The 21,460-nt window shown below is 64.5% G+C and carries 22 protein-coding genes and 1 riboswitch; of the genes, 10 read left to right on the forward strand and 12 right to left on the reverse strand.

Annotated elements, in window-relative coordinates:
* Nucleotides 1-8: 8 nt before the first annotated feature.
* Together cobW and BLW25_RS14130 are read right to left on the reverse strand one after the other, a co-directional pair.
* On the reverse strand, nt 9-1,037 hold the full coding sequence (cobW, locus tag BLW25_RS14125; RefSeq protein ID WP_092900071.1) for a cobalamin biosynthesis protein CobW: 1,029 nt from the start codon (nt 1,035-1,037) through the stop codon (nt 9-11).
* Nucleotide 1,038: 1 nt separating this feature from the next.
* Entirely contained in the window at nt 1,039-1,389 is a 351-nt protein-coding gene (locus tag BLW25_RS14130) for a DUF1636 domain-containing protein (RefSeq protein WP_092900073.1), read from the reverse strand.
* A gap of 107 nt (nt 1,390-1,496) precedes the next feature.
* Nucleotides 1,497-1,703, reverse strand: a riboswitch (cobalamin riboswitch).
* A 36-nt stretch (nt 1,704-1,739) separates the two neighbouring features.
* On the opposite strand from BLW25_RS14130, the gene cobO reads away from it, so the two are divergent.
* The 5 genes from cobO (at nt 1,740) to BLW25_RS14155 (ending at nt 6,249) form a co-directional block, all read left to right on the forward strand.
* Nucleotides 1,740-2,378 carry a cob(I)yrinic acid a,c-diamide adenosyltransferase gene (gene cobO, locus BLW25_RS14135; RefSeq protein ID WP_092900075.1) on the forward strand — a complete coding sequence of 213 codons (639 nt, stop codon included), beginning with the start codon at nt 1,740-1,742 and terminating at the stop codon, nt 2,376-2,378.
* A complete protein-coding gene (locus BLW25_RS14140) occupies nt 2,378-3,838 on the forward strand; it encodes a cobyric acid synthase (RefSeq protein WP_216279367.1) in 1,461 nt (486 codons plus the stop codon). Before cobO ends, BLW25_RS14140 begins: the two co-directional genes overlap by 1 nt.
* 35 nt (nt 3,839-3,873) lie before the next feature.
* Nucleotides 3,874-5,031 carry an HPP family protein gene (locus BLW25_RS14145; RefSeq protein WP_092900077.1) on the forward strand — a complete coding sequence of 386 codons (1,158 nt, stop codon included), beginning with the start codon at nt 3,874-3,876 and terminating at the stop codon, nt 5,029-5,031.
* 3 nt (nt 5,032-5,034) lie between these two features.
* Nucleotides 5,035-5,670, forward strand: coding sequence for a flavin reductase family protein (locus BLW25_RS14150; RefSeq protein WP_216279368.1), 636 nt, complete (start codon nt 5,035-5,037; stop codon nt 5,668-5,670).
* Nucleotides 5,671-5,742: 72 nt separating this feature from the next.
* Nucleotides 5,743-6,249, forward strand: a complete 507-nt coding sequence (locus BLW25_RS14155) for a flavin reductase family protein (protein ID WP_092900079.1) — start codon at nt 5,743-5,745, stop codon at nt 6,247-6,249.
* Between the two features lie 18 nt (nt 6,250-6,267).
* On the opposite strand, the gene BLW25_RS14160 is transcribed toward BLW25_RS14155, so the two are convergent.
* The 3 genes from BLW25_RS14160 to BLW25_RS14170 all read right to left on the reverse strand — a co-directional run bounded on the left by BLW25_RS14160 (nt 6,268) and on the right by BLW25_RS14170 (nt 8,604).
* Complete coding sequence (locus BLW25_RS14160) at nt 6,268-6,756, reverse strand: hypothetical protein (protein ID WP_092900081.1); 489 nt, start codon at nt 6,754-6,756, stop codon at nt 6,268-6,270.
* A gap of 222 nt (nt 6,757-6,978) precedes the next feature.
* Nucleotides 6,979-8,001: a sulfotransferase gene (locus tag BLW25_RS14165; RefSeq protein ID WP_092900083.1), complete on the reverse strand. Its 1,023-nt coding sequence runs from the start codon at nt 7,999-8,001 to the stop codon at nt 6,979-6,981.
* Between the two features lie 3 nt (nt 8,002-8,004).
* Nucleotides 8,005-8,604: a TetR/AcrR family transcriptional regulator gene (locus BLW25_RS14170; RefSeq protein ID WP_092902116.1), complete on the reverse strand. Its 600-nt coding sequence runs from the start codon at nt 8,602-8,604 to the stop codon at nt 8,005-8,007.
* 105 nt (nt 8,605-8,709) lie between these two features.
* Here BLW25_RS14170 and BLW25_RS14175 point away from each other — a divergent pair, with 105 nt between their 5' ends.
* From BLW25_RS14175 to BLW25_RS14195, 5 genes are read left to right on the forward strand one after another with little or no spacing between them, the layout of a single operon-like run.
* Nucleotides 8,710-9,723: a 3-oxoacyl-[acyl-carrier-protein] synthase III C-terminal domain-containing protein gene (locus tag BLW25_RS14175; protein WP_092900085.1), complete on the forward strand. Its 1,014-nt coding sequence runs from the start codon at nt 8,710-8,712 to the stop codon at nt 9,721-9,723.
* Nucleotides 9,723-10,697, forward strand: coding sequence for an NAD-dependent epimerase/dehydratase family protein (locus tag BLW25_RS14180; protein ID WP_092900087.1), 975 nt, complete (start codon nt 9,723-9,725; stop codon nt 10,695-10,697). Before BLW25_RS14175 ends, BLW25_RS14180 begins: the two co-directional genes overlap by 1 nt.
* Entirely contained in the window at nt 10,687-11,502 is an 816-nt protein-coding gene (locus tag BLW25_RS14185; RefSeq protein ID WP_092900089.1) for an MBL fold metallo-hydrolase, read from the forward strand. The genes BLW25_RS14180 and BLW25_RS14185 overlap by 11 nt, the downstream gene beginning before the upstream one ends.
* Nucleotides 11,499-12,779: a F390 synthetase-related protein gene (locus tag BLW25_RS14190; RefSeq protein WP_092900091.1), complete on the forward strand. Its 1,281-nt coding sequence runs from the start codon at nt 11,499-11,501 to the stop codon at nt 12,777-12,779. Before BLW25_RS14185 ends, BLW25_RS14190 begins: the two co-directional genes overlap by 4 nt.
* 57 nt (nt 12,780-12,836) lie before the next feature.
* Nucleotides 12,837-13,763, forward strand: coding sequence for a glutaminase (locus BLW25_RS14195; protein ID WP_092900093.1), 927 nt, complete (start codon nt 12,837-12,839; stop codon nt 13,761-13,763).
* On the opposite strand, the gene BLW25_RS14200 is transcribed toward BLW25_RS14195, so the two are convergent.
* The 7 genes from BLW25_RS14200 to BLW25_RS14230 form a co-directional block, all read right to left on the reverse strand.
* Nucleotides 13,764-14,735, reverse strand: a complete 972-nt coding sequence (locus BLW25_RS14200; RefSeq protein ID WP_092900095.1) for a class 1 fructose-bisphosphatase — start codon at nt 14,733-14,735, stop codon at nt 13,764-13,766.
* Nucleotides 14,736-14,836: 101 nt separating this feature from the next.
* Nucleotides 14,837-15,310, reverse strand: a complete 474-nt coding sequence (locus BLW25_RS14205; protein WP_092900097.1) for a D-erythrulose-4-phosphate isomerase — start codon at nt 15,308-15,310, stop codon at nt 14,837-14,839.
* A 10-nt stretch (nt 15,311-15,320) separates the two neighbouring features.
* Complete coding sequence (locus BLW25_RS14210; protein WP_092900099.1) at nt 15,321-16,100, reverse strand: triose-phosphate isomerase; 780 nt, start codon at nt 16,098-16,100, stop codon at nt 15,321-15,323.
* Nucleotides 16,101-16,112: 12 nt separating this feature from the next.
* On the reverse strand, nt 16,113-17,060 hold the full coding sequence (locus BLW25_RS14215) for a sugar-binding transcriptional regulator (RefSeq protein ID WP_092900101.1): 948 nt from the start codon (nt 17,058-17,060) through the stop codon (nt 16,113-16,115).
* Between the two features lie 24 nt (nt 17,061-17,084).
* Complete coding sequence (locus tag BLW25_RS14220) at nt 17,085-18,017, reverse strand: sugar phosphate isomerase/epimerase family protein (RefSeq protein ID WP_092900103.1); 933 nt, start codon at nt 18,015-18,017, stop codon at nt 17,085-17,087.
* A complete protein-coding gene (locus BLW25_RS14225; protein ID WP_092900106.1) occupies nt 18,014-19,519 on the reverse strand; it encodes a glycerol-3-phosphate dehydrogenase in 1,506 nt (501 codons plus the stop codon). The genes BLW25_RS14220 and BLW25_RS14225 overlap by 4 nt, the downstream gene beginning before the upstream one ends.
* A gap of 1 nt (nt 19,520) precedes the next feature.
* A complete protein-coding gene (locus tag BLW25_RS14230; protein ID WP_092900108.1) occupies nt 19,521-21,089 on the reverse strand; it encodes an FGGY-family carbohydrate kinase in 1,569 nt (522 codons plus the stop codon).
* Nucleotides 21,090-21,460 lie beyond the last annotated feature (371 nt).

Genomic DNA, 21,460 nt, shown 5'->3' on the forward strand with positions numbered 1-21,460 from the left:
CAGGCCCCTTATGCCCCCAGAGCGGCCCGAACGGCGGCCGCGTCGATATTGCCATGTTCCGCGATCACGACAAGCTGCGAGCGGCGGGGCTGGTTGCCCCAGGGCCGGTCGAACTGATGACGCACACGCGGGCCGACGGCCTGGATCAGAAGGCGCATCGGCTTGCCTTCGACCGCCACATGGCCTTTGACGCGCAGGATGTTCTGCGAGGCCGCCAGTGCCGAGACTTTCGCCGCAAGCGCCTCCGGGTTGGTGATTTCGGGCAGATCGACCACGATCGTGTCGAAATCGTCATGATCATGATCATCATGGCCATCGTGATGCGAGGGGCGCTCATTCAGGCTGTCCTCGGCGGCCGCACCGATCCCCAGCACGACACGCGCATCGATCACGCCTTCGGTCAAAGGCAGCATCGGCAGCGGGCGCGGCGCTTCGGCCTCGATCACGGCTTTTGCCTTTGCGATGCCGGCATCCCCTGCGAGATCGGCCTTGGACAAAAGCACGATATCGGCACAGGCGATCTGATCTTCGAAGACCTCGGAAAGCGGGGTCTCGTGATCGGCTTCAGCCGCGCCGGGCCGGGCTGGGTTCGGAGCGAAAAGACCGGCGGAGACTGCTTCGGCATCGGCCACCGCGACCACACCGTCGATGGTGATTTTCGAGCGCAAAGCCGGCCAGTCAAAGGCCTTCAGCAGCGGTTTCGGCAGCGCAAGGCCCGAGGTTTCGATCACGATATGATCGGGACGCGGCTCCATCGCCATCAGCTTCTCGATCGAGGGGATGAACTCGTCGGCAACGGTGCAGCAGATGCAGCCATTGGTGAGTTCGACAATCGAGCTTTCCGGGCAATTCGCATCGGCGCAGTCGCGGATCAGGTCACCATCGACACCGACATCGCCAAATTCATTCACCAGCACAGCGAGCCGCCGCCCGCCCGGGTTTTGCAGCAGGTGCCGGATCAGCGTGGTTTTCCCGGCGCCAAGAAAGCCGGTGATCACGGTGACGGGGGTTTTTTCCAGGGATTTGTCTGCGGACATGTCAAAGCTCCATCGGAGGGATACGGGCGATTGTGTTCTTGCGGATGACCTCGGGCCGCGCACGCCAGGGGACGATGCCATCGGGCGTCGCCGCAAAGGCGTGATACATGGTGACGAGGTCGTTCAGATGCAGATCGGGGTCGAGATGGCCCTGCACATAGGTCCAGCGGCCCGGGCCGCGAAACACCACGGCGCAGCCATTGGAACAGGCGGACAGGCATTCCTGGCGACGATGCGCCACGCCTCTGGCGGCCAGCGCCTCAGAGAGCCGCGCGCCATCGCGTATGGCCTCGGGGCTGCTGCCCGGCAATCTGCATGTGGTACAGACCACAAGCTCGGCTTCTCCGGCCATCTGCCCCTCCGGCATGGCTTTGGCTGCGCGGGGAACAGGTGGCGGGCGAAAGCACCACCAGACCCGCGGCTCACCCCGGCCGCCCGTTGCGAATGATGCGCGCCCCGAAGGGCCGCACCGACGCTGGCAGGTCTCCCGGCTTGCGGATTTCGGGGGATGCCCCCTGCGGGCGCCCTGCCTTCCCGGCGCGGTGCCAGTGGCGGTTGGGCGACCTTTCCGGTCACGGTCGCGGGGGCGGCTGCGCTTGGGCTTTCGGCCTGTCGCATTCCCTCTTCGCCTGCTGTATGGCAGGAACCAGCGATGGCCACAGCCAAGCCATCAGACCCACCGAATGTCAAGCGAGGCCAGGAATGACCGATGCTCCCGATCCCGCCGCAAATCCTGCGGAAGATGCTGCCCGCCACGCCGCAAAAAAGGCGAAGATCAAGGCCGCGCGCGACCGGATGATGGCGGAAAAGACCGGCGAGAAGGGGCTGATCATTGTCCATACCGGGCCGGGGAAGGGCAAAAGCTCCTCCGCCTTCGGGATGATCCTGCGCTGCATCGCGCATGAGATGCCCTGCGGCGTGGTGCAGTTCATCAAGGGCGCGATGTCGACCGGCGAACGCGATCTGATCCTGAAGAATTTCGGAGGTCTCTGCCAGTTCTACACGATGGGCGAAGGCTTTACCTGGGAGACCCAGGACCTGGAGCGGGATAAGGCCGCAGCGGCGCGCGCCTGGGAAAAGGCGAAAGAGCTGATCCGGGACGAGCGGAACCGCATGGTTCTGCTGGACGAGATCAATATCGCGCTGCGCTATGACTATCTTGATCTGGCCGAGGTGCTGGAGTTTCTGCGCGATGAGAAACCGCCGATGACCCATGTCGTGCTGACCGGGCGCAATGCAAAGCCGGAACTGGTGGAAATGGCCGATCTCGTGACGGAAATGGCGATGGTGAAACACCCGTTCCGCGCCGGAGTTAAGGCCCAGGCCGGGGTAGAGTTCTGATGTCGGGCCAGCCCCCTGGCCGGGCGCTGATGATCCAGGGCACCGGCTCGAATGTCGGCAAGTCGCTGCTGGTCGCCGGGCTTTGCCGGGTGGCGCGGCGGCGGGGGCTTTCGGTCCTGCCGTTCAAGCCACAAAACATGTCGAACAATGCCGCGGTGACGGTGGACGGGGGCGAGATTGGCCGGGCACAGGCATTGCAGGCCCTGGCCTGCGGGGTCGCACCACATAGCGATATGAACCCGGTCCTGCTGAAACCCGAGACCGATACCGGAGCCCAGGTCGTGGTGCAGGGGAAGCGCCTGACCTCGGTGCGCGCTAAGGATTACGCCGCCATGAAGCCGAAGATCGCCGGAGCGGTGCAGGAGAGCTTCCAGCGTCTGAAAGCCAGGGCCGATCTTGTGATTGTCGAGGGTGCAGGCAGCCCCGCCGAGGTCAATCTGCGCAGGAATGACATCGCCAATATGGGTTTCGCCCTGGCCGCCGATGTGCCGGTGGTCCTGGCAGGCGACATCGATCGCGGCGGCGTGATCGCGCAGATCGTCGGCACCCAGGCCGTGCTGGATGCGGCCGATAACGCGCAGATCGCGGGTTTTCTGGTCAACCGCTTTCGCGGCGATCCCTCATTGTTCGATGATGGCTACCGGCTGATCGCGGACCGGACCGGCTGGCGCGGTTTTGGCGTTCTGCCCTGGTTTCGCGATGCCCGGCTTTTGCCGGCAGAGGACGCGCTCGACCTTGCGGCCTCGGGCACCGGCCGGGTGAAAGTCGCCTGCCTGGCCCTCAGCCGGATCGCGAATTTCGACGATCTTGACCCGCTGAAACTCGAGCCGGATCTGACAGTTTCGATGATCCTTCCCGGTCAGGCGATCCCCGGTGATACCGATCTTGTGGTGATCCCTGGGTCGAAATCGACACGCGGAGATCTGGCGTTTCTGCGCGAACAGGGCTGGGATATCGACATTCTCGCGCATCGCCGGCGCGGCGGGCGGATCCTCGGGCTTTGCGGTGGCTATCAGATGCTGGGCCGCTCGGTCGCCGATCCCGATGGGATCGAAGGCGCGCCGGGGGTGACGCCGGGGCTTGGCCTTCTTGATGTGGAAACGGTGATGTCGGGCGACAAGCGGCTGGCGCGGGTCACGGCCCGCCATGCCGCCACCGGCCTCGATGTGACCGGCTATGAGATCCATATCGGACGGACCGAAGGCGCTGACCGCGCCCGCCCCTTTGCCTGTCTCGGCGACCAGCCGGAAGGCGCGCGTTCGCCCGATGGCAGGGTCGAGGGCAGCTATCTCCACGGGCTTTTCACCAGTGATGCCTTCCGCGCCGCCTGGCTGAAGGATTTCGGCATCACCGCGGGCGCAACCCGATACGGCGCCGAAGTGGAGCGCATCCTTGACCGCCTTGCCGATCATATGGAAACCCATCTCGATTGTGACGGGCTGCTTGCACTCGCCCGCTGATCGGGCAGAGTGACACGCCGCAACAGGAGGCCATCATGGGACCATATCTGCGCCGGACGCTGCGCCATGCCGGCCCCGCAATGGGCTTTACCGGCTGGACCGAAACCCTGCGCGCCACGGCAGGCATGTTTGTCGGCATGGTGGCGTTGATCCTGTTCCTCAGCCCCGACCCTGGCGCCTCGGCCTGGGGGCTGTTCGTCATTGCGCCCTTTGGTGCCAGCGCGGTGCTTTTATTCGCCCTGCCGAACAGCCCGCTGGCACAGCCCTGGTCGGCGGTGGTGGGGAATGCGGTCTCGGCCCTTATCGGCGTGGCGCTGGTTCTGACCATCGAGACGCCGGAGCTGCGGATCGTGCTGGCCCCGGCGCTGGCCGTGCTGGCGATGCATCTCTGTCGCGCCCTGCATCCGCCCGGGGGGGCGGTTGCGCTGGCGACAGTGCTGGCCCCGCACGCGGCGGCGGAGCTCGGCTTTTTCTATGTGCTGGTGCCGGTCGCGCTTGGCACGCTGGCGCTGGTGCCGGTGGCGGCGCTGGCGGCGGCGATGACCGGGCGGCGCTATCCGTTCCGTCAGCCTGCCACCGCCGCCCCCGGCCAGCCCGAGCCGCGCCCGCTTGACCGGCTCGGCGTTTCGCGCGCTGAACTCGCCGGGCTGCTGCAAGAGTTTCACCAGAGCGCCAATATCGGCGTTGAAGACCTCGCCCGGCTGATCTCGGCCGCCGAGCTGCTGGCCGCACGGCACCAGACCGAAGGCATCACCTGCGGCGAGATCATGTCGCGCAACCTTGTGACCGTTGGCCCTGAGACGCCCCTGACCGAGGTTGGCGCGATCTTTCGCGACCGGGGCTTTACCTCACTGCCGGTGGTGGCGGCGGATGGCAGCTATCTGGGCGTGATCTTCCAGATCCACCTGATCCGGCGCGGCGCCGAAGACGCCCGGCTGAGCGGCACCCGTTTCACTGCAAATCTTGCGCGGTTGCTGGGCGCTGCGGGCGGGCGTACCGTTCGGGCGCGGGAGGTGATGGATCCCCATGTGCCGACCCGCAGCCCCGGCACGCCGGTCCATGATCTGCTGCCGCTGCTGGCCGAGGGGCCGAATGACGCCGTGCCGGTGCTTGAAGGCGCACGTATCCTGGGCATCGTCACCCGCACTGATCTGATTGCTGCGCTGGCACATCAGTGCAAGGAAGAGGGCTGAGATTTGCATTTCGATCTGGAAAGTAACGCGGCAGGGATCGCTTATAAGCTGCTCGTCGCCACGGTCATGCCGCGCCCCATCGCCTGGGTGGTGACGAAATCCGCCGCCGGCGTGGTGAATATCGCGCCGTTCAGTTTTTTCAACGTGATGGGAGATGAGCCGCCCACCGTGGTACTGGGGATCAGCCCGGGCCGTGACGGCGGGCTGAAGCATTCGGCGCAGAACATCCTCGACAGCGGTGAATTCGTGGTGAACCTGGTGCCTTTCGCGCTGGCCGGGGCGATGAACCTGACCTCGATCGACGCGCCCGAAGGCGTGAGCGAGGCAGAGCTGGCCGGGCTGGAAGTGACGCCTTCGGTCAAAGTCGCACCGCCCCGGATAGCCGCGAGCCCCGTGGCGCTGGAATGCCGCCTCCTGCAGCGGGTAGCGACCGGGCCCCGGCAGACGCTGATTGTCGGCGAGGTGCTGTCGATCCATATCGAGGACCGTTTCGTGCTGGATGAGGCGCGCGGCCATGTCGACACGCCCGGGCTTGACCTCGTCGGGCGGTCTTTTGGTGCGGATTATGTGCGCACGCGCGATGTGTTCCGACTGGAGCGCCCGTTCTGGCAGGACCGCATTGCCAAAGACCCCGGCTGAGGCACGATTTTCGCTGGCATTTCCTGCCCGCTCAATGCAATAAATTTGTACTAACGTACAGGAGACCCATCAATGGACCCGGAACTGCGCAGATGTTTTGTCGAAGGCATGAGCCGGGCTGCGACCTTTGTCGCCGTCGCCACCACGGATGGAGAAGGCGGGCGCTTTGGCGTGACGATTTCCTCGCTGACCTCTGTTTCGGCGGATGGCGACCATCCCTCGCTGCTGGCCTGTATCCATCACCGCAGCTCGACCGCGACAGCGATCCTGAAAAACCGCGCCTTTTGCGCCAATCTGCTGCATGAAGGCCAGCACGAGATCGCCAATATCTTTGCCGGCCGCAGCGGTATGGCCGATCATGACGCGCGCTTCGACCAGGTGCCCTGGCAACCGGGCAGCCTTGGCCAGCCGAAAATCGCGGGGGCGACGGCGGTGTTTGAATGCCGCCTTGCCACCGCGCTTTACTGGGAAACCCATCATATCTTTGTCGGCCATGTCACCGGTGTGACCCTGTCGGAAGACCCCGCGACCCTGCTTTACGGCCAGCGCGCCTATCGCCGGGCGGTGGATATCAGCTGATCTGCCGGCCCGGGCCCATCAGCATTCCGGATAGCCGAGGCGGATCAGCTCTGCCCCGCTCACCCGGAGAGGGTTGTCGAGCCTGTAACGCGCCGTTTCCATGAACCAGCTGCGAAGTGGTTCGCGGTAATGCTGCGCCATGATCTGCGACCAATGGTCAAATTCCGGCTTTGGCAGCGGCTTGCCGTAAGAGCTCGGGCCATGAAAGCCAAAGCTCGCGCGGCGGTGGACGCAGATATTGTCGAGCCCGAGATACATCGTGCAGGCCGAATTGCAGGTGCCACGCAGCTCGACGCGGTCGCCGCTGGCCCGCAGGCGCTGAACCTCGCGTTCCCTGGTCGCGATCAGACCGCCCGGGTCGGCCCGCACCACCCTGATCGTGCCGATATGGGTGGGCCGCATCTGCGCCAGGGCCTTTCCCGGACTGAGCGGTGGTATTGCACCGCTGGCTATTGAAAAGCACAGGACAGCAAAGCCCGCCCGCACCCGGGTCGAGACACGTTTCATGACAAACCCCTTTCCACCTTAGCGGCGGGGTCATCTGAGTTTCCGACCCTCACCCATCGCGAAGATGAGCAAAGCAGAAGCGTGCTTAAGACGAGGTTTTCACAGCTGAGGCCGGAGGCATTCGAGTCATTAAAACAGGATCTTAATTCCCCGGATTTGCCATATTCCGCGCAGGCTATCGGTCTGGATCTGCCGCCCGCACTGGCCCCGATCAGGCATGGGTCAGCGTCGGATCAGGGCGGCAAGCGCGGCCTCGCCCGGAGCACAGGCCGCGATAAGACGCGCCCTCTCAGCGGGGGCAAGCCGGTCCGCGCGAGACGGGCGGTGCTCCGGCCGGGCTCCGGCCTCCCTCAGCCAGCCCGCCGGGGCCGATACATCCAGATACAAGGCCAGCGCCGCCAGTTCCGCCTCCGGCGCCGCGACCAGTGCCTCATAAGAAAGGTGATGCCAGCGCGCATGTGGCAGGGCCGCAAGCGCGTGCGCGCCCCGGATCACCATGGCCGACCAGAACCGCGCCAGCAGCAGCGGATCGGCGGGCTTATCCAGCATCGGCGTGACCGGCATCGCGACGCTCAGCGCCTGCAGGACCCGCCAGATCCGCCCGCGCCCGTAATGGCTGTCAGGGTCAAGAAGGTCGATGCCAAGGCCCAGCATCCGCTGCCACATCCGCGCGGCCAGCCTGGTGGCGGGGTAATCGCTCATCGAGAGCACGGTTTCCGGGCCGCTCCGCGTCAGAAGGACAAGGCGCGCCTCGGGAAACAGGCGCGCCAGCGTCCGCGTCGCCACCAGCGAGCCGCCCGAACGTTCAACCCAGAGCCGGCGATTGCGGGCCATGGCCATCGCGCCAAACAGCTGGCGGTAGTGATCCGCAACGCTTTGCCGGGGAAATGCAGCAACCTCCGCCGCCAGCTGGTCGAAAAGGTCATCGGGCGCGTCCGTCAGATGCGGCAGAGCGACCTGGAGGAGCGGCGGGCAGCGAAACGGGTCATGGCGGTTGCGCTCCTGGCACCCATAGAGAAACTCACGCGGCGCCCGCAGCGGATTGCCGGCCAGCGCGCCGATCCGGGTCGGCTCCGCGAGGCCACGCCAGAAGCGCCGCGCCGAAAGCTGCCCGGGCGGGAAGGCCCGCGCGCCGGCAGTGGAAAACACCTCCGAGAGGCTGAGCAGTTCGGGATGCAGCCGGATCAGATCCGAAACCAGCGTCGACCCGCAGCGCGCAGAACCAAGGATGAAAGCCCCCGCCATTTTTTAGCCCTTCGGCTTGAGCCGGCTGAGCATCGCATCCAGCACCGAAGCCGCGATCTCGCCGGCGCTTTGTGTGGTCAGGATGTCGAGCCGGCGATCCACCTCCAGCGCCACCGCGCCATGAACCGATACATAAAGCTGCTCGGTCAGCCGCATGGCACGATTGTCATCCAGATCGGGCGCATGTTCGCGGAGCAGCTCTGTCAGCCGCCCCATCAGGCCCCGGACCGCCTCGCCATACCAGTCGGGAAAGGTCTCGCGCTGGCGCATACCGCCGAAAAGTGCGCTCCACAGAGCCGGGTTGCGGCGCATGAAAGAAATATAGCTCTGGCAAATCAGATGCAGCCGCGCTGCAGGGGTGCCTGCCTCGGGGAGTGTGTCAAAGAGCTGTTCAAGCCGGGCAAAGGTCTCGCGGTTCACCTCCATCAGAATATCCGACATCGAGCCGAAGACATTGTAGATCGAGGCTGCCGTATACCCGACCTCACGCGCGATCGCGCGGGCCGAGAGACCCGGGACGCCTTCGCGATCCAGGATCCCGCGTGCAGACTCAAGGATGGCCTGGCGCAGCTCTGCCCGCGGCACACGCTGGGGTCGGCTCATATTCGCCTCCGTAAGGTTTTGCATACTGAACATCGTTCAAAAACTTCTTGACGTAAAGCCCGGCCCAGGTCAAGGGTTAATGAACATTGTTCAATAAGGTGCATCATGCAGAGTTCATCCCATCCGGACAGCCCCCAGGCGATGCGGATTCTCGGTACGGGTATGTATCTGCCGGAACAGCGCCTTGCCTCATCCGCGATTGACCAGCGGTTCGGCTGGGCTGCGGGCACCACCGAACGTCGCTACGGGCTTGCCGCCCGCCATATTGCCGGACCCGAGGAAAGCACATCGATGATGGCGTCCGAAGCGGCGCGCCAGGCGCTTGAGGTGGCCGGGATCCGCGCGGGCGATCTCGATCTGATCCTTGGCGCCTGCGGGGTGATGGAACAGGCGATCCCGTCGACCGCGACACTGGTGCAGGCACGGCTTGGGCTGGGGAAGTCGGGCATTCCCTCTTATGACGTGAATGCGACCTGTCTGAGTTTCGTGCAGGCGCTGGATCTGGCCGCGATGCAGATTGCCGCCGGGCGCGCGCGCCGGGTGCTGGTGTTTTCCGCCGACATCGCCTCGGTCGGGCTGGACTGGTCCGAACCCGATACGGCAGCGATCTTCGGCGATGGCGCGGCGGCGGTGGTTCTGGGCGCAGATGCGGGCGAAGGCGTGCTGGCAAGCCGTTTTGAAACCTATTCCGAAGGCCAGGCCGCCTGCGTGCTTGAGGGCGGCGGCACCCGTTACGGCGGCACCCGCGATCCGGAACTGCTCAACCGGACCAATGTGTTTCATATGGATGGGCAGACCGCCTTTCGCATCGCCGCGCGCTACCTGCCGCGTTTCCTCCGGGCGCTCATGGACGAGGCCGGTGTCGGTTACAGCGATCTGGCCTGTATCGTGCCGCATCAGGCCTCTGGCCCGGCGCTGGATCATGGTCTGGCGCGGCTGGGAATACCGCCCGAAAAGGTGGTCCGGACCTTCGGGCAGCTGGGCAATCAGATCGCGACCTCGATCCCGACCGCATTGCATCACGCGATCACCTCGGGGCGCCTGCAGCGCGGCGAACTTGCCATGCTGATCGGCACCTCGGCGGGGCTGTCGCTGGGTGGCATGGTGGTGCGCTGCTGATGGCGGTTCTGATCACAGGGGCGACAGGGTGTCTTGGCGGCGGCATCGCGCGCCAGTTGATGGCCGCAGGTGTCAGAGTCACCGGCCAGGGCCGCGATCTGCGGGCCGGGGCAGAACTGGTGCAGCAGGGCGCGGAATTTCTGCCGCTCGATCTCTGCGATCCGGTGCCGCTTGCGCCGGTTTTGGCCGGCACAGAGACTGTTTTCCACTGTGCCGCCCTGTCTTCGGCCTGGGGACGCGCCCGTGACTTCCAGGCGCTGAATGTCGACGCAACCCGCAGACTGCTGGACGCGGCGCGCGACGCCGGGGTGAAGCGGTTCATCTTTGCCTCCTCCCCCAGCATCTATGCCAATGGCACCGACCGGCTGGATCTGACCGAGGACGCGCCCCTGCCCGCACGCTTTGCCACGCATTACGCCCGCACCAAGGCGGAATCCGAGGCATTGGTACTGTCTTATGACCAGCCCGGCGCGATGCGGGTGGTGGCGTTGCGCCCCCGCGCGATCTATGGGCGCGGCGACCGGGCGCTGATGCCGCGCCTTCTGGCGGCAATGCGGCGCGGGACGCTGCCCCTGATCTCGGGCGGTGCGGCGCTGATTGATGTCACCCATGTCTCGGATGCCGCGCGCGCGATGGTTCTGGCCGCAGATCACGCCCACAAGGTCGGAGGGCGGGTATTCAACATCACCTCGGGCGAGAGCTGGCGGTTCGACCGTCTTGCTGATGCAGCGGCGGATCTTTTTGGCCTCACCCCGCGCCGCAGGCACCTGCCCTATGGGCTTGCCATGGCAATCGCCACCGGGTTCGAGGCCATGCATCACCTGTTTCGCCCCGATATTGAGCCGATACTGACCCGCCAGGCCGTGGCCTCGCTGGGACGCAGCCTGACACTCGACATCTCTGCCGCACGGGCCGATCTGGGATATCGCCCGCAAGTGACCCTTGCCGAAGGGATGCGTGACTATGCTGCCTGAGATCATCCCGTTTCGCGTCGGCTATTGCAGCGCGCCCGCACGATTGTCGCGCCGGGATGCGGGCTGGTGGCCGATCCGCTTTCCCGCCGGTGTCGTGCTGATCCGCCATCCGGGCCTCGGCGATATCCTGTTCGATACCGGCTACGGACCTGCCTTTTTCGAGGCAACCCGCCCCATTCCGGAACGCTTCTACCGCTGGCTCACGCCGGCGCATCTGGATAGGGACCAGCGCCTGCCCGCGCAGCTCGGCCGCCACGGCGCGCAGATCCGGCACGTGGTGCTCTCGCATCTCCATGCCGATCATGTCGCGGGGCTGTTCGGGATGGATCCGATCCCACCCGTCCTCACCTCGCGCAAATCCTGGGCGCATCTGCATCAGGGCAGCCGCCTCGCCACGCTGAAAGCGGGGTGCCCCGAAGGGCTCCGACGGCGGCTTCAGGCTCTGTCACCGCAGTTTTTCGAAGGTTTCCCGCAGGTCCCGCCCCCGGAGGGCGGCAGCAGCCTGGGACCGTTTCACGACATTTCCGGCACCGGCAGCCTGCTTGCGGTGGCCCTGCCCGGGCATGGTCATGGTCAGTTCGGCCTTTATCTGCCCCGGACCACCGGCGGCCCGGCCTTTCTGATCGCCGATGCCGCATGGAGCCGCCAGGCGCTGCGCGATGGCTGCCCGCCGCCCGATTACACCCTGCGCCGCCTTGGCGATGCAGCGGCCTATCTCGCCACTTTCTCGGCGCTGGCCGATCTCGCCCGGAACCGGCCCGACATCACCTTCTGGCCGTCCCATTGCCCGGAGGCCTTTGCGTGACCCCCTCGCCCCTCACCGCCTTTCTGGCCGCACGTTACGGACACGGCTTTCGCTCGCGTGCGGAAATCATCGCCTGGCAGGCCGCCGGGCTGCGCCGCCTGCGCGAGCAGATCATGCCGCGCTCGCCCTTTCACGCGCCCTATGCCGCGAGGCGAATTGCGGAATGGCCGATGATGAACAAGGCCCGGCTGATGGAGCATTTTACCCTCATCAATACCTGCGGCATTCATCGCGATCAGGCCCTGGATATAGCGCTGAAATCCGAAGAGAGCCGTGATTTTTCCCCGATGATCGGCGAGGTGGCGGTGGGGCTTTCCACCGGCACCTCGGGGCAGCGCGGGTTGTTTCTCAGCGATAAACGCGAACGCGCGCTCTGGGCGGCGGTGATGTGCGGCCGGTTCTGGCCCGCGCCACTCCTGTCGCGTCAGCGGATCGCGTTTTTCCTGCGCGCGAATAACGCGCTCTATGAAAGCCTTTCGAACCCGCTGATGCAGTTCCGTTTCTACGATCTTCTGTCTGAGTTTGAGGTGCATCTGCCCCTGCTGAACCACCAGAACCCGACCGTGCTGATCGCCCCGGCGCAGATCCTCGGCCTGATCGCAAAGGCGCAGGCGGCGGGGCAGATCCGCATTCGCCCAAAGCGAATCATCTCGGTCGCCGAAGTGCTCTCTCCCGAAGACAGCGCGCTCATCGAGACCGTTTTCGGCCTGCGTCCCGACCAGGCATACCAATGCACCGAAGGTGTTCTGGGCTATACCTGTCGCCACGGGTCGCTGCATCTGAACGAGCGCTATATCCATTTCGACCGCGATGTGATCGACGACGCGACGGGCGCCTTTTGCCCGGTGATCACCGATTTCACCCGGCAGAGCCTGCCGATCCTGCGCTACCGGCTGGATGATGTGCTGATCCCCGACCCGGAGCCCTGCCCCTGCGGCTGTGCGAGCCAGCGGCTGAAACGGATTGAAGGGCGCAGCGATGACATCCTGTGGTGGGCCGGCGCGGATGGCAGGCCGCGCATGGTGCCCTCGGACGCGATCCGCCAGGCAGTGGCGACCCTGCCGGTGCCGGTGCGGGATTACCGGGTGATCGAAGAGGCCGGGCAACTGACAATCTGGCTCGACACCACGGTCGGGGAAATCGCCGGGCCGGCGATGGAACATGCCGTCACCCGCCTCGCCGCCGGCCTTGGCTGCATCCCGCCGGTGATGCAGATCCGCACCGGATTGCCCGCCGATCTGGCCGCCAAACGACGCCGCGTGCTGGTGCGGCGCTGACAGGGTCAGCCAGGATGGGGCTTGCCAGCGCGGGGGCGTGACGGGCAGGCTGGCGTGATGGACAAGCTGCAAGATATCCTGAACGAGATCACCGCCACGCTCGCGAGCCGCGAAGAGCGCGGGCATCCCGCCGATTACATCCCGCCGCTGGCCCATGTCAGCCCGAAGCATTTCGGCATCGCCGTCGCGCTGAATGAGGGCGGGCTTTTCACCGCCGGCGAGGCGGATCTGCCTTTCTCCATCCAGTCGATTTCCAAGGTTTTCACCCTGACACTGGCGCTTGGGATGTATGGCGATGCGCTCTGGCGTCGTGTCGGGCGCGAACCTTCGGGAAGCGCCTTCAACTCCATCGTGCTGCTGGAACAGGAAAAGGGCATCCCGCGCAACCCGTTCATCAATCCGGGCGCGCTGGTGGTGGCGGATGCGCTGCTGGCGCATGCCCGGGCGCCGCGTGAGACGATTGGCGAGATCCTGCGGTTTTTGCGTTTCATCTCGGATGATGACACGATCAGCGCCGATCCGGCGGTGGCGCGCGCCGAAAAGGCGACCGGCTTTCGCAACGCGGCGCTTGCGAATTACCTGCATTCCTGGGGCAATCTGACGAACCCGCCCGACCATGTGCTGGGCGTCTATTTCCACCATTGCGCCGTCACCATGAGCTGCGCGCAACTGGCCCGCGCCGGGGGCTATCTGGCAAATGGGGGCCGCAATCCGGTCACGGGGCGTTCGGTGGTCTCGAACGTGCGCGCGCGGCGGATCAATGCGCTGATGCTGACCTGCGGCCATTATGACGGCTCGGGCGATTTCGCCTACCGCGTTGGATTACCCGGGAAAAGCGGGGTCGGAGGCGGGATCCTCGCGGTGGTGCCGGGGGTGGCGTCGATTGCCGTCTGGTCGCCCGGGCTGAATGCGAATGGCAATTCGCTGTTGGGCACCGAGGCGCTGGAAATGCTGTCGCAGCGGATGGGCTGGTCGGTTTTCTGATCAGCGTGTCAGGTAATCACGGATCAGATCGACCTCTTCCGCCGCACCAAAGACCAGGGGCGTGTGTTCGTGATGGGCCAGGGGCAGGCGCGTCAGGATCGTGCTGACGCCATCGGTGGCCTTGCCGCCCGCCTGTTCGATCAGGAAGGCAATTGGAAACGCCTCGTAAAGCGTGCGCAAACGCCCGTTTTCATAGCCTTTGCGGCTGTCGGCAGGATAGAGAAACGCGCCGCCCTCGATCAGGATACGGTGCAGCTCGCCCGCCGCCGCCGCAAGCCAGCGCATGTTGAAATCACGCCCGCGCGGACCGTCGCGGCCGAGTTCGATATCACAGACCCAATCCTGCAATCCTTTGGCCCAATGCCGCTGGTTCGAGGCGTTATAGGCAATGGTCGAGGCCTTTGGCTTGAGCATGACATTGGCATGCGTCTGGCGGAAATCATGATCTTTGGGGTCATACCCGAAGATCTGGACACCATTTCCCAGCGTAAATCCGTAATCCAGCGAATGGCCGATCGAGGCATACCCCGCCGCGACGATCTCGCTGCCGGGGCGCAGGAAATCCGTGCCTTTGGCCGGGAAGACCGCGAAGAACATCCCCAGCGGCGCCCCGATCCCGATGGAGTTCGAGCCGTCAATCGGGTCCATCGACACATCCCAGAGCCCGTCGGGATTCAGCGTGACGATTTCTTCGGCCTCTTCCGACAATACAAGCCGGACGCCCGCCTCACGCAGATATGGCAGCACATAATGATGCGCCGCGTCATCCATCGCCTTTTGCTTGTCGCCGCTTTCATTGATGCCGATCACCGCTGCCGGATCGGAATAAAGCCGCCCCGCCGCCAGCCGCGCCGCAATCCCGGGAAGCGCCCCGGCAAAGGCGCGGATCACGGAAACCGGGCCGGATTTGCCGGTCAGGTGATCTTCAAGACGCATCCCGTCAGGCGCGTGATCAGCGGGCAGGATCAGCATCGGCAACTCCGCAAGTAAGGTGGGGCGCGAGAGGAGGAGGAGTTCGCGCCCCGACAGGCCCCGTCGGGGATAGCCCCAGGGGGCTTGTTGTTCAATGGGGCTCAGCCGCCCGAAAGCTTCGCGTTGTATTTCGCGCCGACCGCGTCGATGGCATCGACATTGCTGGCGGATTTGCCGGCGGCGTCGAAGTTTTCGGTCTCAGACAGCCAGGCGTCGGCAATGGCTTTCGCCAGTTCCGGCCCGATGACGCGCGCGCCCATGGTGATGATCTGGGCGTTGTTCGACAAAGCCGCGCGGGTGGCGGAATAGGTGTCATGGGTCAGTGCTGCGCGGATGCCCGGCACTTTGTTCGCCGCGATGCAGACACCGATGCCAGTGCCGCAGACGAGGATCGCGCGGTCATATTTGCCTGCCATGACCTCAGATCCGACGCGATCCGAGAGGTTTGCGTAAAACGCATCCGGGCCCGCATCGGTGCGCGAGATTTCCGAGACCTCGAATTTGCCTTTCAGGTGATCGGCGAGAACTTTCGCCAGACCTTCACCGGCGCTGTCGCCTGCAATTGCCAGTTTCATTTCCGTTTCCTCACAGTTTAGCGCTGACTTGCGCCATGATAGCCAGATAGCCCTCGACCTCCCAGGCCGAGCGACCGACGAAAAGACCGTCAATATGCGGGCACTGGATCAGTTCCTCGCAATTGCCGGGATTGACCGAGCCGCCATAAAGGCAGGCCACGCGACGGCCCAGCGCTTCTTCTGCGACCGCGATGATTTCGGCCTGGCGCGCATCAGCATAATCGGCTTTCGCCGGGATGCCGCCGACGCCAATCGCCCAGACCGGCTCGTAAGCCAGCAGGATTTCTGCCTGTTTCTGTGCGGGGCTGAGGCGCTCCAGCGCAGAACGGGTCTGTTTCGCAAGCACCTCGGGCGCGCGGCCCGAATTGCGGTCTTCCAGCGTTTCTCCGATGCAGATCAGCGGCACCAGCCCGTGGCGGATCGCGGATTCGGTTTTCAGCCCGACGCCTTCATCGGTTTCGCCAAACATCTCGCGGCGCTCGGAATGGCCGAGTTCAACCATGTCGAGACCGGCATCTTTCAGCATCATCGGGGAAATCTCGCCGGTAAAGGCCCCCTCGGATTCCCAATGCATGTTCTGCGCGCCGACCTTGACCGAAGTGTCCTTCAGCATCTCTTTGATCTCACGCACATAAAGATAGGGCGGAATGATAAAGCGCTGGATGCGCGGGTCGCGATCCGCATCAGATGCGATCAGGCCCTCTGCAAAGCGCTTTGCTGCGGCCCAGTCTTTATGCATCTTCCAGTTGGTGCCGATCCAGGTTTTCCCGGTCCAGGTCTCTTGTGCCATTCTCTTTCCTCTTCAGTCCAGCAGCGCGCGCGCTGTCGGCTCATCTGTGATCAGCCCGCTCAGCCGGCCGCTGGCCAGCACGGCCCGGATGGCGTGATGTTTGTCGGCACCGCCCGCGATGGCGACGATGCGGTCGCCCCCGGGCCGGAACCCGACCGAAAGCGTGCGGGCGGTCAGGCTGGTTTCCACTTCGCGCCCGAGCGCGTCAAAGAAATGGCCAAGCATCTCGCCCGCGCCTCCGGTGGCGGTGATCTCCTCGATCTCGCGCGGCTCGATCATGCCCGAGGCCACCAGCCCCGCCCCGGCATCCGCCGTGCCGATCCCCACGAGCTTCAGCCCGGCCCCGGCCGAGAGGTCGAAAATCTCGCGCACGCCCGGCTGCGACAGCAGAACCTCGCGATCGGTGACCGAGCGGGCAAAGAACGGCACCGGCAGCACAAAGGCCATTGCGCCGGTCTTTTCCGCAAGGCTGTGCATCACGTCATGCGGATTGGCCGCGTAATTGCGCGTAAGCCCGCCCAAAAGCGAGACAAAGCTGACGCCGGATGCATTGATCCTGGGCAATTGGCGCACGGTTGCCTGCATGGTGCGGCCATGGCCCAGACCGATCACCGGCGTCTCGCCGCGCTCAATCTCGCGCCGCAAGAAACCGGCGCCCGCCATGCCGAGGGCGCGCAGAGGCATCCCCTCTTCGCCCAGATCCGGCGCCACTTCGCAGTAATCCAGCCCGTAGCGGTGCGACAGCTGGTCTTCGAATTCCACGCATTCGACGATGTCGCCGTCAATCGTGACCTTGACCGCGCCCTCAAGCACCGCCCGGGCAATCAGTCGATGGGTCTTGACGGATGCAAGCCCTAGCCGTTTCGCCACCGCAGCCTGGGTCAGTCCGCCTGCGTAATGCAGCCAGGCCGCACGGATTGCGAGGCTTTCTTCGGGATCAATGTCGCGGCGCGGTGCCATATTCGTCCTGTGGTTGCGGCGGGGTCAGATATGCAGGTCCTGCACACCGGTGTCGATATGCGGCGCCCAGAAAGCGACGCTTTCGGCGATCTGCGCAATCACCTGGCGGTCATTCGGCTCACGCTCCTTGAAACTCAGCTCAAGGCAGATCTCGTTATCCACCGCCCCGCCTTCGCGGAAAGCGGCGAGCAGCGGCTCGGGCTGGATGCGGCCTTTGGCGTTGAAATCGGCGGTGAAAGGCTTGTGGCCCGATTTGTCCATCATCGACTGTTTGATATGGATGATCGGCGAGTATTTCGGCACCGCCCGCGCCCAGGCATAGGGGTCGGTGTCGTCGGGGTTCGGGCTGGTGACATCGCCATGGTCGATATCGGCCATCATCCACATCGGCACCGCCATATTCGCAGCCGTCAGCCGGTCCTGCAACGCGATGGCCTCGCGGATCGTCTCGCCGAATTCGCGGCCCACCGACATCGGCTCCCAATAGACATATTTCAGGCCCGCGCCTTTGGCATGTTCCGCGACCTCGGCCCAATGGTCGATGGCGATCTGCGTCAGCTCTTCGCGCCGCGCCTGGTCGTCGAAATCCTTATAGGTGAAGATCGCGAACTGAGTGCCGACCGAGACCCCGCCCAGGTCGGCGGTGATATCGGCAAAGGTCTTGAACCAGTCGGTATAATAGCGGCGCACATCCGGGTCCGGGTGGCCAAAGTGATTGAGCCGCCCATAAGGCCCGGTCATGCCGGAGGTCACCCGGACGCCGGTCCGCGCCTGGGCCGCCTGCATCTCGCGCGTGAGGCGGCGGATCACCGGGGCGGGCCAGGACGGGTTGATGAATTCATGCGTCAGCTGCAGATCGCGGATCTTCAGATCGCGCGCCACCGTTTCGATCAGATCGGACGGTTCCGCGAAACGGTTCACCAGCGGGTTGGTGTTCAGCGAAAGCGTCAGTTTCATGCCTGCGCTCCCGCTTTCCAGCCGTCAAACCAGGCGGTGAATTCCGCAATCTGATCGTCGGTCAGGTGCAGCTTGTGCTTGGTGCGGCGCCAGAGGATGTCTTCCGCCTCCATCGCCCATTCCTTCGCCACCAGGTATTTCACCTCGGCCTCGTAAAGATCGCCACCGAAGTGACGGCCAAGGCCTTCAACCGAGCCAGCCTCCGCGATGAGATCCTTCATCCGGCTGCCATAGCGGCGGGCATAGTAAAGGATCAGCGCGCGCGGCATCCAGGGGAAGGCCTCCCGCTGGGTCTCGATAAAGCTCTCATAATCGGCGTTCGGCATCTCGCCGCCCGGCAGTTTTGCGGTGGCGGTCCAGTCCGGCCCCATCTGCGGGAAGATATGTTTCAGCTTGTGCATCCCGCGCTCTGCAAGCTCGCGGAAAGTGGTGATCTTGCCGCCAAAGACATTCAGCATCGGCGCGCCGCCGGTCTCGTCGAGATCAAAGACGTAGTCGCGCGTCACCGCCGAGGGGTTGCCCTTGCCATCGTCAAACAAAGGCCGCACGCCGGAATAGGCGTGAACGACATCCTCGCGGCGCAGCTTTTCCTTGAAATAGCGGTTCACGCATTTCAGCAGATAGTCGATCTCACTCTCATTGATCTCGACATCCTCGGCGCGGCCCTCCCAGGGGATATCGGTGGTGCCGATCAGCGCCATGTTCCCCTCATAGGGGTTGATGAAGATCACCCGCTTGTCGTGGTTCTGCACCAGGTAGGCATTTTGCCCGGCCCACCATTTCGGCACGATGATATGGCTGCCCTTGACCAGCCGCACACCGCGCGTCGATTTGGTATGCGCGACATTCTGGATTACATCGGAAACCCAGGGACCGGCGCAGTTCACGATACATTTCGCGCGGTAAACCTGCTCTGCGCCCTGATGATTGCGGACCGTCACCGTCCAGCCGCCATTCTCACGCACCGCCGAGGTCACCGGCGAGCGGGTCAGGATCGTCGCGCCCTTTTCCGCCGCGCCAAGCGCATTCAGCGCCACCAGCCGGGCGTCATCGACCCAGCAATCGGAATATTCAAAGCCCTTTTTATACTGATCGAGGATTGCAGCCCCTTCCGGGTCACGATGCAGGTTCAGCGTGCGGGTGCCGGGAAGCTTTTTGCGCCCCCCCAGATGGTCGTAAAGAAAGAGGCCCAGCCGGACGAGCCAGGCCGGCCGGTCGGTCGGTGAATGCGGCAGCACGAAGCGCATCGGCCAGATGATATGCGGCGCGGCGTTCAGCAGCACCTCACGCTCGATCAGCGCCTCACGCACCAGACGGAATTCGTAATATTCCAGATAGCGCAGCCCGCCATGCACCAGCTTGCCCGAGCGCGAGGATGTCCCCTGTGCAAGGTCGTCTTTTTCCGCCATCACCACGGAAAGGCCACGCCCGGCTGCATCCCGCGCCATACCGGCGCCATTGATGCCGCCCCCGATCACAAAGAGGTCAATCATATCGGTCATGTCATTCTCCTGACGGGCGGCGGGCGCGGGACAGCTGATCCCAGACAGGGACCAGAACCTGCCGCGCCGATTGATAGGCGGGGAAGATGCGGGAATAGGCGTCAACTAGCCCCGCATCTGGGGCTTCGGGCGCGCCCAGAAGCGGGATCACCCATTCGTTGACGCAATCATCCATGGATTTATAGGCACCGATGGCAACGGCGGCCATCATCGCGGCCCCGGCGGCTCCGGCCTCATCGCGGGCAGAGACCCGGACAGGTGCATCAACCGAGGCAGAAAAGATCTTGCGCAAAGCACCGGAACGCGCCGCACCTCCGGTCAGCCGCAGCTCTCCGGGCAGCTTGCCCATCGCGGTGTAGCAGTCACGCATCGCGTGCCCGAGGCCCTCGGTCACTGCGCGCAGGAGATCAGGGAAGCCGTGATATTGCGAAAACCCGGTAAACCCCGCACGGGCCTGGGCATTGACGAAAGGCCCCCGCTCGCCGGCCTCGGAAATATAGGGGTGGTAGACGATCTGGCCGGGCTGGCTTTCGGAAAGCCAGGCATCGATGCGCGAGACCAGTTCTTTATGGCTGACCTCATGGCCAAAGGCTTTCAGCGCGTCTCCGGCCAGGCCAAGCGCCCAGTCGACATTCAGGGTCGCCGCCATATTGGTCTGCACCTGGGTCACCACGCCGGGGACCGGCAGGCAAATCACATAGCCGGTGCCTTCATCGTTCAGATGCACATCCTGCCATCTGACCGCCCGCATATGCACCCCGGTCGATCCCACGGTCGAACAGGCGACATCCTCGCCGCCGCCGCCATAGACCCCGGCGCCAAGCGCAGTCATCACCATATCGACATAGCCGAGGCTGACCGGCGTTCCCGCCCTGAGCCCGGTCGCAGCCGCAGCCGCAGCACTCAGCGGATGCGTGACCTCGGTGCCTTCGATGATCGGCGGCAGCAGATGACGCTGCGACTCGAGCCCGAGCGCCGCGATCACCGTATCATCATATTGCCGGTTGCGGTAATTCCCGAAGGTGAAACTCGCCTCTGACGGATCGGTGGCCCGCACCCCGGTGAGGTTCAGGTAAAGCCAGTCCTTGCAATGCAGCGCGACCTCTGCCGCCTCAAGCAATTCTGGCCGGAAGCTTTGCATATGGGCGATCTGGCTGCCCATCTGACAGGTGTTAAGCCCGGTCCCGGTCGCCTCGAACCGCGCGCGGTTTTCACCACAATGGGCGAGCCGTTCGACCGTCGGCGCCGCGCGGGCATCAAGCCAGAGCCAGGCATCACCGACCGGCCGGTTCCCCGCCCCGGCAAGCCAGGTGCCGTCGCCCTGTCCGGTCACCGCCAGCGCGGCGGTACGGCCCGCCAGCCCGTCTACCAGATCGCCAAGCTCACGCAAGGCACGGGCACAATCATCCCAGGTCTGGCCCAGCGGCTGCGTCGCCGATCCGTCAGCGGCGGTCGCGTAGCGATTCGGCACCGCAGCCGAGGCCAGTTGCCGCCCCGCGAGATCAAAGGCCACCGCCTTGATCACCGAAGTGCCCGCGTCAATTCCGATCAGAATATCAGTGCCGGCCATGTCCGGACCCTCCCCCAGCCGCCACGACAGCCCTCGCGGCAGTCACGCCAGTGCGGAGCCGGAGGGAGGCCGGAGCGTGATCTCTCTGCCGCCCGATATGAAAACCGATATGCAATCCATCCCTCCCGCCGATCCGGTCGCATCCGCGACCTCCCCCGTTTCGGCTGAAAAATCCAGGTCCGCATTTTACCATGCAGCCCTGCGCGAGGTATATCCCACAATCATACCATAGTGAATGAATTTTTTTACGGACAAAGTAATTTATTTCATATATTCTTGAGGAAAGAAACCAGCATCCGGACAGGTGTTTTTCCGCCTGCCATCCCGAAAAGGCCGATGACCAGCGCCGGGCCATCATAGCGAATCCAGAG

It is taken from the genome of Rhodobacter sp. 24-YEA-8, assembly GCF_900105075.1.
GTDB lineage: Bacteria > Pseudomonadota > Alphaproteobacteria > Rhodobacterales > Rhodobacteraceae > Pseudogemmobacter.